11 protein-coding genes are annotated in these 12,372 nt (G+C 47.6%); 2 read left to right on the forward strand and 9 right to left on the reverse strand.

Translation table 11 applies throughout. The features are described from left to right. The first annotated feature begins 248 nt into the window (after positions 1 to 248). On the forward strand, positions 249 to 2,000 hold the full coding sequence (locus tag MJO52_RS14745) for a hypothetical protein (RefSeq protein ID WP_252082608.1): 1,752 nt from the start codon (positions 249 to 251) through the stop codon (positions 1,998 to 2,000). 30 nt (positions 2,001 to 2,030) lie between these two features. Beyond that, positions 2,031 to 3,383, forward strand: coding sequence for a HupE/UreJ family protein (locus tag MJO52_RS14750; RefSeq protein WP_252082610.1), 1,353 nt, complete (start codon positions 2,031 to 2,033; stop codon positions 3,381 to 3,383). A 1,040-nt stretch (positions 3,384 to 4,423) separates the two neighbouring features. Here MJO52_RS14750 and MJO52_RS14755 read toward each other — a convergent pair. The 9 genes from MJO52_RS14755 to MJO52_RS14795 all read right to left on the reverse strand — a co-directional run bounded on the left by MJO52_RS14755 (position 4,424) and on the right by MJO52_RS14795 (position 12,329). Then, positions 4,424 to 4,852 carry an MAPEG family protein gene (locus tag MJO52_RS14755; protein ID WP_252082611.1) on the reverse strand — a complete coding sequence of 143 codons (429 nt, stop codon included), beginning with the start codon at positions 4,850 to 4,852 and terminating at the stop codon, positions 4,424 to 4,426. Between the two features lie 567 nt (positions 4,853 to 5,419). Then, positions 5,420 to 5,779 (reverse strand): GNAT family N-acetyltransferase, encoded by a 360-nt coding sequence (locus MJO52_RS14760; protein ID WP_252082612.1) that lies wholly within the window; start codon positions 5,777 to 5,779, stop codon positions 5,420 to 5,422. A 291-nt stretch (positions 5,780 to 6,070) separates the two neighbouring features. Then, positions 6,071 to 6,937, reverse strand: a complete 867-nt coding sequence (locus tag MJO52_RS14765) for a hypothetical protein (protein WP_252082614.1) — start codon at positions 6,935 to 6,937, stop codon at positions 6,071 to 6,073. Between the two features lie 169 nt (positions 6,938 to 7,106). After that, positions 7,107 to 8,591 (reverse strand): lysine--tRNA ligase, encoded by a 1,485-nt coding sequence (lysS, locus tag MJO52_RS14770; RefSeq protein WP_252082616.1) that lies wholly within the window; start codon positions 8,589 to 8,591, stop codon positions 7,107 to 7,109. An 84-nt stretch (positions 8,592 to 8,675) separates the two neighbouring features. Continuing rightward, a protein-coding gene (gene prfB, locus MJO52_RS14775) for a peptide chain release factor 2 (RefSeq protein WP_157533496.1) occupies positions 8,676 to 9,771 on the reverse strand; the annotation gives its coding sequence in 2 pieces (ribosomal slippage) (positions 8,676 to 9,698 and positions 9,700 to 9,771; 1,095 coding nt in all). Positions 9,772 to 9,871: 100 nt separating this feature from the next. Beyond that, positions 9,872 to 10,267, reverse strand: a complete 396-nt coding sequence (locus MJO52_RS14780; protein WP_252082617.1) for a MerR family transcriptional regulator — start codon at positions 10,265 to 10,267, stop codon at positions 9,872 to 9,874. Between the two features lie 37 nt (positions 10,268 to 10,304). Continuing rightward, positions 10,305 to 10,754: a hypothetical protein gene (locus MJO52_RS14785; RefSeq protein WP_252082619.1), complete on the reverse strand. Its 450-nt coding sequence runs from the start codon at positions 10,752 to 10,754 to the stop codon at positions 10,305 to 10,307. A 33-nt stretch (positions 10,755 to 10,787) separates the two neighbouring features. Continuing rightward, positions 10,788 to 11,408 (reverse strand): LysE family translocator, encoded by a 621-nt coding sequence (locus MJO52_RS14790; RefSeq protein ID WP_252082621.1) that lies wholly within the window; start codon positions 11,406 to 11,408, stop codon positions 10,788 to 10,790. 9 nt (positions 11,409 to 11,417) lie between these two features. Beyond that, positions 11,418 to 12,329 carry a DMT family transporter gene (locus tag MJO52_RS14795; RefSeq protein WP_252082623.1) on the reverse strand — a complete coding sequence of 304 codons (912 nt, stop codon included), beginning with the start codon at positions 12,327 to 12,329 and terminating at the stop codon, positions 11,418 to 11,420. Positions 12,330 to 12,372 lie beyond the last annotated feature (43 nt).

Consider the following 12,372-nt stretch of genomic DNA (forward strand, 5'->3'; position numbering starts at 1 on the left):
AAAAATTAAAGCTTATGGTGATTATGCACTTATAAAAACCATTAAAAGTAAAAACTAAATCAGATAAAAGCAAAGTCAGCCACGCCAATTTAACAGTGCTTGGCAATTAATATTAAGATTAAAAAAATGTCAAATAAAAACTTCAATATCCGTATGAGAGCATCCAGCTCACAAAAAAGTCCAGCGCCACTTACTAGTTACGCCTGCAACTACGGTGATCACTCGCAACCAAAAAATTAGAAAACCCAATGAGAAAGATCTTAATTACAATTTGGCTATTTATATCGGCTTCACTGTCCTCCACTATCTGCGCCGATTATATCAATCTCACCGGTGCGGAGACTGCACCAAATATTGCAGAAATAGAGATACTCAATAACAATCTTTACATCAGCCTAGAGGTTTCTGCAGCTGATGCGAACGCGTTTTGGCCGGGAATACCACCCACAAAGAGTATTTATGAAATAGCTAGACTTGCTCTTGCACAAAAAGAGATCGCCATTGAGGTGCACTCCCCAGAGGGTAAAATTGAGCCGACTATAACCTCTGTCAGAATTGCCGAGAGAAAACCGAGAAACTCACCTTTTGCGGGAAGAATAGATCCAAGGACAGGCCTGCTAAGGCCGAATTTTCCAGCCGACAAAACCATACTGTTGGCAGATATCGAGTTTCCAATAAAAGGCTTGAGCAATCTGGAAATACGTCCACCACTGGATTCCGATGGGGCTGTCTTAGCCACAATAGGATTTACTAGTCAACACGGCCACACATCAGTAAGCAGTTTTCAATATTTGTCTCAAATAGAAAAGCTGAAAATTGATTGGGGAGATCCTTGGAATACTCGCTTTGAAAACCAAGCTATAAATCGGCACAATCGCTATCCCCTTAGATCTTTCCTCTACGTGGAACCTCGTCAGGTTCGCCACGAAATTTTATTGCGCCCAAGAGATTTATTACAATGGACCGACCAACCCTTTGATGCCTGGAAGCCCCTTACAGCCAAGCGAAGAAAAGAGTTAAGAGCAACTACAGAGAAATTCCTACAGAAAAAAAATCCCACTAGCATCAACCAAACGCTGGTTGAACCTATCAGCACGGAAACAGTTTTTCTCAAGGCAAACGATACAGGCTTTACCACAATAGGAGAGCATGAGCGGATCGAGATAGGTTCATTACTGATCGGTTACCGGGAAAAATATCATGTTAAGGAGCTACCACAAAGTGTTACTATCGACTGGAACCTCTTTACAGAGTCTATCAAATCAGTTCCCACACTCATACAAGATCCGGCTGGTCCTTTCCCAACACATGTTATGCCGGACTTTCCCGACATTCAATGGCGCAATTATTTATATGATTACCGTGCTCCCAATAGTGATCCAATCCCCATTGAGAATACCATAGCGGCCATACCCATGGCGGTGCTTTTCTCCTTCTGCTTTGCAGTATTTTTCATTCTCACCTTGCGAAGCAAAAAGGTTGAGACAAAAAACAAACATCCGATACTCTTTTACGGCATTGTGATTATTTGTGCCGTACCCATTTATTACACCCTTCCAAGTGAACTGCGCATCCCCCTGCCCGGCACCATAAACAAGCAAGAAATAAAAGAAATTACCGAGACAATACTTGATCGCCTTTCCGCTGCCTATGAAGAACCTCAAAGTGAAAAATTAAACGACCAGCTTGCCAATCTAGTAAGCAGCGAAAAATTTGATTTTACCGTCGCAAACTTGTCACAAGTTTACCAACCTCTAACCAATAGCGGCAATAAGGGTTCTATTAGATCTATCCGTGACCTGGAAATTGAGCACGCAGATCAAATGATCCTGAACGGAAATAAAACTTTCAGAATTGTTGGGAAGTGGCATTCAATGATTGAAGATTACAGCTGGGGACATATGGAGCAATTACCGCGAGAAACTCGTGCAAGTATAGAAATAACCCAATCAGACAAGTATTGGAAGATATCCGCCTTTACACCACTATCTATACGATAAGCTTGCCACTAGAATTGGTAACCAAGTGCCATGAAAAAAAATATCTCAAATTTAATTAACCTCCTTTCTTTTGCTCTGGCTCTCCACCTATCTGTAATATCTCAAATCACTGAGGCCCACTTTTCACTAAACCTAAATATAAGAATTCTACATATTGAGCACACCATCAATGGAGCCAGTCTCTATATGAGACTGCCTCTTTCCTATTTACTGGCGGATAAGGCGCAACATGGTATTGATCCCTACTCGGGGAAAATTCCATATCAAGTACCATATACTCGTAACAGCCTGGAAAATGATCGGCTGGTTCACTATGTGGATGTCGAACAATTCACGATCGACCCTGAGGCGGTGGGCAATATTGCCGCAGCAACAACACATATCCTCTCTGCTAATCAGGAGCTTAAAGGGTATGTAAAATCAGTACGTCTTTATCCTATTGGCAACGAGCCAGCTTTTGCCACATTTGCAGAGGCAAAACGAGCCCTTTCTAATAACTTTGCACAGATGGCACTTAACCACTCACTCCATGTCAGTGACACACTGATTGATATCCACATCCATTACCCTACTCAGCAACCGCTGGAAGAATATCAACTCTTTAGCTCTCTGAATCCAGGGCTTCCCGATCAAGAAAATACTGCAAATTTAATCCTCAGTTACAACCCTGGAAAAATCCAGATTTTCCGCTCTAGGGGGCTAATGCGAGAGCCTATTCAAATCCGTTATTCTAGTATAGATACCATCAATACCTTTCTAAAGGAGGGTCTGGTACATATTATTCAGGGGCTAGATCATGTGCTTTTTGTACTTTGTCTTAGTCTTGGTGCCCTCGCTCTCCCCTTATTATTCTGGCGTGTCACGGCCTTCACTATCGGCCACAGCATTACCCTATCCGTAGGTTTCTTTGGTTTTATTCCTAGCACTGTCTGGTTTGTCCCACTGATTGAAACCGGAATTGCCATTTCCATAATCTATATTGCCTGGCTTTCAATGAGACAAAAATCGATCGCCTCTATATCCAGCGAGCGTACAATTTTTTTGACTTCCTTGATGTTGGGCTTACTGCATGGACTAGGATTTTCCTTTGTATTACACGAAATACTCAACATCAACTCACCTAATATTTGGCAGAGCTTGTTAGCATTTAATCTCGGCGTAGAAGCTGGTCAAATTTTAATAATTTTAGCAGTCTGGCCTCTGCTTTATTTGGCCAGACGTCGACAGAAAAACTGGGAGTCTAACCTACGCTACACAATTGCCACTATATGCTGCGCCATTGCCTTACTCTGGACTTTTGAGAGGGGTTATGAATTGGTGAGCATAATACAGCAAGAAAACCAACCCAGAACCAATATTACAATCAGCAACAGTAAAATCTAATTCATGATTTTCCAGAGAGGAAGTTACAAGCGGCATTATGTCGAACAATAAATCTAACGATTTAAAGTTAAAGACAGCCACAATTCAAGCAGCACTCTATTTACTGGTTTTGTAACCAGAAACCGAAAGACAACCACCCCTATAGATTCAATGGAACAGGCGAACAAAAAGGTATTATTTTTAATAGCCATCGCTATTCACCCACAAGGGATCTTATTAAACTCGCCAGCGGAGTGCATTCTGCACACTATTAGCCACCTTCCCCCTGCCTAATAGCCGAAAAAAATTCGACCACACCCTGCTTAGAGCAGAATAAAAATAGCACCCATATAACATATGATCATCTCAGAACGAGTGGTATCTTTTAGCCTAAAGGAGAAAATCACCGATATCATCATAAATTAAAATCTTCTCATAAATAACTTGGAGCATTTTTCGAGACAGATTGCATTTACCCAATTGAATCAGGGATTCTGCACGGACGCCTAAATGCCTTCCAACACTGGAAACACTTACAGATTTTCATATATTTTGCACGGCATAAACCGGGATAAATAAATCCACTTCGCTAAAGCCCCACTGGAGATCTCTCAGTAAGCATGACTGCCAAACCTATACCCTAGAAGAGCAGCTCCTTGTATTATTTGCCCACCCATTAATCGACAATACTATTTCCATTAAACATGGCTAAAAACGAATAACAAGAAACTTACACAGAAAAAAATGGGGATGCAACCGCCCCTTAGTTACTCATAATTAAAACCACCTACCGCACAAACAAGAAGGCCTGTTCTTAGGCTAGGTCAATCTAGAACAAATACTAGTAGCCAAAAAGATGCTTCCCTCCATTTACAACTTACAAACATTCATTCTCGGGGGACATGATCATCCTTAGCAGATGGGTTGGAAAAGTACTCTTTCTTCGACGGCAAAACTGGGCCAGTGGCCACACACCAAGTCAGATTAGCTTTACCAAGGTAATATAACCTTAACCAATAACAAGCACCAAAATATAACGAATAATTTTGCTTTTTTAATCACTATTTAAAGGCTTGAATCGCTGCTTTACATATTAGTATTACTAAGGGAATATTGGATAAAGCGAAGACAACAAAGCGAAATTCTATTTTATTCACTAAAGCCTGAACAAGACTATGAATCACTCTTAAACCCACATATGCCCAAGCAGTATAAACGATAAACTCCGTGAGTGCGCCTAGAAAAGCCAATGAGAAAACTGCTGCGTAAAATAGAGTAGGCTGCTCCATTAAATGATTATAATTATCCGCCTTCCATCTAACCCTTGCCGGAAGCTGTGACATTTGGACTCCGGATGGCACTTCAGAGTCCAACTTCATTTTCATAGATGCAATCGCCGGCAATCTTGTTGCATACATCCAAAACCACATAACCATTGACCAAATCAGCAAAGCCACCACCGGCTGAATTAATTGAACCGTTGAATTCATCTTATTCCCAATAGTTAAATTTTTATCTTCCAATAATGCACAGAACCTTTAGGGAAGTAAAATTACGAAGATTAAATTATATCACCTCACCCACCAAGCCAAAGCTTTCAAACTTAATCTAACTCAACATGCAATAGCAGATACGGATTCCCTCAATCATCCAACTGCGACTCAACAACAGCAACGTCTAACTTTCTTAAAAACCCAGGAATTGACCTCTATATTCATCGTTATTTTTCCGTTATGCCCAACTTTTATCGAATATCTAACAGCAAGGATACCGGCCTCAACCACTCTCAACTCAAGCGCAATAAGCAACACCTCAATAACCCTATCACTTACCCCACAGAAACCAAACCCCCAACTCCATTTATCACGCACAGTAAATTAACTTTATCAAAATGTTGCTGCACGATAAAAACTTATACTCAAAAAATACCTCTATTTATTAGATATTTGTTACCACACACTCATAAAACTCTGGAGTTTTAGAGAACTCAACCTTACTGACTTTTGCTACATTAATTTTTGAAAAAACCTCCCTAATCTGAAGTGAAAAGCACCCTCCTATAGACTGCTCCACATGCCACTGACCGGTTTCCTTAAGCATAAAACCCTAACTATTTTACTCCCCACCCCTTGACAGCGATATTTTGGAATAATAAACATATCAGACAATTTCGGCATTTCGACACCAATAATTTCGGCTTGCTCCATAGTTAAAAAACCAGCAATCCCACCTTCAACCAGAATAATATATGCATCACATTTTTCATTGCCAGCTATCAAATCACTTAGATGCTCTTCATCTATATCGTACCGACCTCTACTATCAACAACTTCCAAATTAAAGGAGCTCTGATAATATTGATAGAACTGCCACAACATAAAAAACGCATCTGCATTATCTCTAATAGCCTTACGCACTATGATTCCATATATCTTTGCAAACTCATAAAGTGATAACTTCAACCATCATTATCATAACTGCCATTTAAAATGGAAATTCGCTCCTGACTCAAACTTTCCAGCAAGTCAACAAACCACAAAAATAGAACATTAGAACCAAATAGAATCACTTGTTATATTTTCACCTCCTTACCAGCGCCCACCTTAAAAAATTGATCACAGAAAAATTTTTTAACAGATATTAATCACTAATAAGAGGTATTTACAAAGGGAAACCAAGCTCAGCGCAGAAACAAAAAACTATTCCATTTACCAGCGCCAAGTCACCGCCAGATAGGGTCCATGCTGGGTAATATCATAGGCAAAGCGACCATCAGAAAGTCGATCGGAATAATTAATACTGTAATATTGGTAGCCCAGGCGCAATGAGGTAGTTTTCCAGGCGCGCCAGTCTAATCCTGCCAATAGATTCCACTGCAAATCATCACCACCAGCTCCGAAACCGCCGATTTCGGTACGCGCCCCCAGGGTCAGGCAGTCATTCACAGCAAAGCCCACACGGGTACCAATAGTCGGCTCCCACCAACTTTTGCGGCCCCCCAGACGATTTTGGATTTCTGGCATTCTGCCGATATCAATACCCACGCGGGCTTTTACTTCCTGCCTCAGGCGATTCCAACGTACACCCACGCCTATATCCCAAAAATAGCGCCGCTCGCTTTCGCCAAAATAGCCTTGCAGTACCCGGTAAGCGCCAAATGCAGCCACCCACGCCTGATGAACATCCACATTCACATCGATATCAACATCTATATCCAACTGGGGATTTCGGGGTGGCGCAATCGTTGTGCCCTCATTTAAATTGAGGTGTACATAATAGAGGTCCGAAACCAGGCCAAAGCGTCCTCTCCAAGCTTCCAGACGTACAGAAAAAGCCGCATTCAGGAGCTCTAGGGTTTTTCTTAAGTTCAGATCTACATCCACAGTGGTATCCGCCACAGTGGCCTTTCCTTTGGTGCGAAGTGGCAGAAAAATGTAGGGGGTGGCCGCAAAGCGCCAGTCATCTACGGTTGTCGCAGGGGGGCGGCTCTGAGGCGCATATTGGGCTGAAATTGCACACGAAAAAAAAAGCGCTATTAACCCAGAAATAATTGCCACCGCCCTTATTACTGACAAGAGCATCTCCACTTAATGGTTTTACCGAGGTTCAATCTCAATAAGCATCCATTAAGAATAGATAGCGATAGCCAGGCGGGGAATTGACCGAAGGGAAAGCACCGCGCCGGAAATGGCGCGGTGGCTGTAAGCACTTGGGATAGTGCGCAGGATTTACGTTTTTGCTCGCTTAGTCGTTCACTTCAGGGCGCATATGCGGGAACAGCAGTACGTCGCGGATCGATGGAGAGTTGGTAAACAGCATTACCAGACGGTCGATGCCAATGCCCTCACCAGCGGTGGGCGGCAGGCCGTATTCCAGCGCGCGGATATAATCGGCGTCGTAATGCATGGCTTCATCGTCACCGGCATCTTTCTCTGCAACCTGGGCTTTAAAGCGTTCGGCCTGATCTTCTGCGTCGTTCAGCTCGGAGAAGCCATTGGCAATCTCGCGGCCGCCAACGAAGAACTCAAAGCGGTCGGTGACAAACGGGTTGTCATCGTTGCGACGAGCCAATGGAGACACTTCGGTTGGGTACTCAGTGATAAAGGTCGGCTGGTCGAGACGGTGCTCTACAGTCTTCTCGAAGATCTCGATCTGTACCTTACCCAGGCCCCAGCTGTCTTTCAGCGGGATTTCCAGCTTCTCGGCAACGGCGCGGGCGGATTCGATATTGTCGATATCGGCCGCAGTCAGTTCCGGGTTGTAGTGCAGGATGGAGTCGAACACAGACAAGCGCGCGAACGGCTTGGAGAAGTCGTAGCTGCTGCCCTGGTATTCCACAGTCGTGGAGCCCAGTACATCTTCACAGATACCGCGCAGCATCTTCTCGGTGAGATCCATCAGGTCGTTGTAGTCCGCGTACGCCTGGTAGAACTCAAGCATGGTGAATTCGGGGTTGTGGCGCGTGGACAGGCCCTCGTTGCGGAAGTTGCGGTTGATCTCGTAAACCCGCTCAAAACCACCCACAACCAGACGCTTCAGGTACAGCTCTGGGGCAATACGCAGGTACATATCGATATCCAGCGCATTGTGGTGAGTGACGAACGGACGCGCGCTGGCACCACCGGGAATAACTTGCAGCATGGGCGTTTCCACTTCCATAAACTGCTGGCCATTGAGGAAGTCGCGGATGTACTCGATCACTTTGGAGCGCACTCGGAACACTTCGCGGGCTTCTGGCGTGGCGATCAGGTCCACGTAGCGCTGGCGATAGCGCATTTCCTGGTCGGCAATGCCGTGGAATTTTTCCGGCAGCGGGCGCAGCGCTTTGGTTAGCAGGCTGTACTCTTCACAGTTGACGTAGAGATCGCCCTTGCCGGATTTGTGCAGTGTGCCTTTTACGCCGACGATATCGCCGATATCCCAGGCACCGAAGCGCTCTTTAATATCTTTCTGTGCCGCTTTATCAGCGTAGAGCTGGATGCGGTCAGACACATCCTGGATCACCATAAAGGGTCCGCGTTTAGCCAGGATTCGCCCCGCTACGCACGCCCGTTTACCCAGTTCTTCCAGCTCCTCTTTCTGTTTATCGCCGAACTCAGCTTGCAGGTCGGCAGCGAGGTTCTCGCGGCGAAAACTGTTGGGGAAAGCATTGCCCTTCTCGCGCAGAGCGGAAAGCTTGGTGCGGCGCTCGGCGATCAGTTTGTTTTCGTCTTGCTGGATATCAGTCATGGTGATCTATCAGTTTTGTGAGTGATATTACCCCTCGTCCCATGTGTGAGAGACGAGGGGCGCGGTGAGAGTGGAGTCTTTAAATCAGAGGCCGGCTTTGAGGCTGGCTTCGATAAACTGGTCCAGGTCTCCATCCAGTACTGCCTGGCAGTTGCTGGTCTGGACACTGGTACGCAGGTCCTTGATACGCTGGTCGTCCAACACGTAGGAGCGGATCTGACTGCCCCAACCGATGTCGGCCTTGCTGTCTTCCATGGCCTGCTTCTCTGCGTTGCGCTTGAGCATTTCCTGCTCGTACATTTTTGCGCGCAGCATTTTCCAGGCTTTATCGCGGTTCTGGTGCTGGGAGCGCTCGCTCTGGCACTGCACGACGATACCGGATTCTGTGTGGGTCAAACGCACCGCAGAATCGGTTTTGTTCACGTGCTGACCACCGGCGCCGGACGCGCGGTAAGTATCTTCACGCACCTGGGATTTGTCGATTTCAATCTCGATATTGTCATCGATTTCCGGCGACACAAATACCGAGCTGAAAGAAGTGTGACGGCGGTTGCCGGAATCAAACGGCGATTTGCGCACCAGGCGGTGTACACCGGTTTCTGTGCGCAACCAGCCGAATGCGTGGTCGCCGGCGAAATGCACAGTGGCACTCTTGATACCGGCCACTTCCCCTGCTGAGACCTCTTCCAGGGTGGTCTTGAAGCCGTGGGCTTCGCCCCAGCGCAGGTACATACGCAGGATCATTTCCGCCCAGTCCTGGGCCTCGGTACCGCCGGAGCCGGCCTGAATATCCAGGTAGGCATTGTTCTCGTCGTTCTCGCCGGAGAACATACGGCGGAATTCCAGAATCCCCAGCTGCTGCTGGAGGCCTTCGATCTCAGTGGAGACCTCCCCTACGGAGTCCTCATCATTTTCCTCGACCGCCATTTCTAACAGCTCGCGGCAATCGGCGATGCCGGAGTCGAGGTTTTCGATGGTATTAACCACCGTTTCCAGGGAGGAGCGCTCGCGCCCCAGTTCCTGCGCGCGGTTGGGGTCATCCCAAACGCTCGGCTCAGCCAGCTCCAGCTCTACTTCGGTAAGGCGTTCTTTCTTGCTGGCGTAGTCAAAGATACCCCCTAAGAACGTCAGTGCGCTCTTCGAGGTCTTTTAATTGATTGAGGAGGGGATTGATTTCCATGAACTTTCGGTGTCCGGACAAAATAAAAAGCGGCGCGCATTCTACCGCAGCGCGCGGGGGTCCTTCCAGTCAGCCAGCCGCTGTAAATTGCGCAAAATCCCTATTTGCCAAACTGGCCGGATAACTGCTGCAAAATCGCGCAGTCCGGTGAGTCATCACCGGCACAACTGTCGACAAACGAATGTAGGGTTTCACGCATTGCCAACATATCGCGCAACTGGGTTTCCAGCATGGAGAGCTTTTCGTGCACCAACTGCTTAGTTTCGCGGCTGTGTCGCTCGGGATTACCCTTAAGCCCCAACAAAGTGCGTACCTCCTCTATGGAGAAGCCGCAGGCGCGAGCGCGCTGGATAAAGCGCAAGGTCTCCAGATTGTCCTCGGTGTAATGGCGGTAGCCATTGGCCTTGCGCGCGGGAGACACCAAACCGATCGATTCATAGTGGCGCAGGGCCTTACTACTGAGCCCCGAATGCTGTGCCGCCTGAGAAATATTCACTGCCAACTCCCAACCTATTGACCACTAGAGTTTACCCTTAAGCGCTGTTATCCCGGCACTGGGAAAATTGATACTGCATCTTTTCGGCGGGGTCGTAACCCAGCTCCAGGGCGGCATCCAGAGCATCCATACTGATCAAGTGCAACAATATATCCCCTGTGGGTGCACCGCAGACAGCCGGAAACATTCGATCTGTGCGCACACCGCAGCGGGATTCCTGCACCATCAAACCATTTTCCCGTAACTTGGCCTGACTCTGCTGTAACGTCATGCCACCGCCCTCGCACTGCTTGCGGCCACTCTTGCGATAGACCCAAACCAGTTCACCCGACCTAATTGCGGGAGGGTTGGACGTCACCTCTGGCTGACTGGAGCCCGGGGTATTCTCTACCTGATTTTCCATAGCCTTTTCCTCCTTGGCTCCACCGCAGGCCGCCATAGCCAGTAAAGTCAGCACCAGCAGAGCAGACAATTTTATTTTCACCATCACACTTCCTCCATAAAGCAATGGCCACCCAGCTTAAGACAGCGCTAGCCAGGCTCCCACCAGTAACAACAAAGTACCGGAAATACGGTTAATTAAACGTACATTTTCAGCGCGTTCCAGCAGGCGACTGAGGGCCTGACCACCCCCAGCGTAAATCAGCAAACACAAGGTTTCCAGCAACAGTATGGTGGCGATCAACACAGAGAGCTGCGGTGCCAAGGGCTTGCTTTGGTTGATAAAGGGCGGCAACAGGGCAATAAAGAAGGCCCACCCCTTAGGATTTGCAACCGCAGTAATAAATCCCTGAACAATCAGCGCTTTTGCGGAGGGCCGAGCGCGCCCCTGTGCCGCATCCAGAGAAGCCAGCTGCCCCCGGGAACGCCACATCTGCATGCCCATCCAGGCGAGGTAGGCACCACCGCAGTATTTAAATAGCTGAAATACAGTGGGATACTGCACCATCACCACCGCCGCACCAAGCACCGTAGCCAAGGCCACCAGCGCTACTCCTACCAGCTCGCCAACCATCATCCACAGGGTGTGGCGCACCCCTACCGTAATACCAAGGCTTAGGGCCAGCATCATGCACAGTCCCGGGGTTACCGAGGCAAAAAAACTGGCGGGGACAAAAAGCGCGAGTACAGACAATTCCATTGTATTTTCCTAGTGATGGGTACCACTGTGGTTCCCATAATGGCTTACCAGCATCCCAGCCAGCATCAGGCCACAGCCAATCAATTCGGTGGTGTTAAGCATCTCATTAAGGAATAACCAGCCTGCCGCTAGAGCAAACACCGCCTCCAGGCTCATAATCACCGTGGCGTGGGATGGTGCCGCATGGCGCTGAGCCAGCAACTGGAAAGTAAATGCCAACGCAGTGGAGAAAATCATCATGTAGGCGATCGGCCAGGCCGCATCCATAGCGGACTGTATCGTTGCCTGCTCGGTGAAGAGCGACGCCAGGGCCGACAACAGACCACAGACCAGAAACTGAATACAGGCCAGACGCAGTGCATCGTAGCGTTTCACCAAGCGATCCGCAGAGAGCACCTGAATGGCAAAGACAAAAGCACTGGCAAATACCATCAGGTCGCCAACTAACTGAGACTCTTCACTGAAGTCCGCCAGCCAGTAGAGGCCAAATAAAGCCAGGCCAATACCGCCCCAAGTCCAGCGATTGGTTTTATGCCCGAGGGACAAACCGATAACCGGCACCAACAAGAGGTAAAACCCGGTGATAAAACCAGCGCGGCCAGCAGTGGTGTAAAGCAGGCTGATCTGTTGCAGCGCCGCACCTAGGAACAACCAAAAACCGAGTAGAGCACCGCCGGGTAAACAGGCTCTCCAGCGGTGGCTAACGGTATGTCCGTTCGCCTCGCCAGGTTGAGCATCTCTGCGCGAAGATAGCCAATAAACGATGGGCACTAAAATCAGGCCGCCGAGGATAAAGCGCCAGGCATTGAACGCCAACGGCTCAATATCTGCCATGGCGATCTTTTGTGGCACAAAGGCGACGCCCCAGAAAAGAGCGGCTAATAACAGCAGGACTTCGGCCTGGACTTGTTTACGTTTCACTACTTTTTACTTCCAACCACTTTTTATTACTGCTGTGAACAAG

It is taken from the genome of Microbulbifer variabilis (assembly GCF_023716485.1).
Lineage (GTDB): Bacteria > Pseudomonadota > Gammaproteobacteria > Pseudomonadales > Cellvibrionaceae > Microbulbifer > Microbulbifer variabilis_B.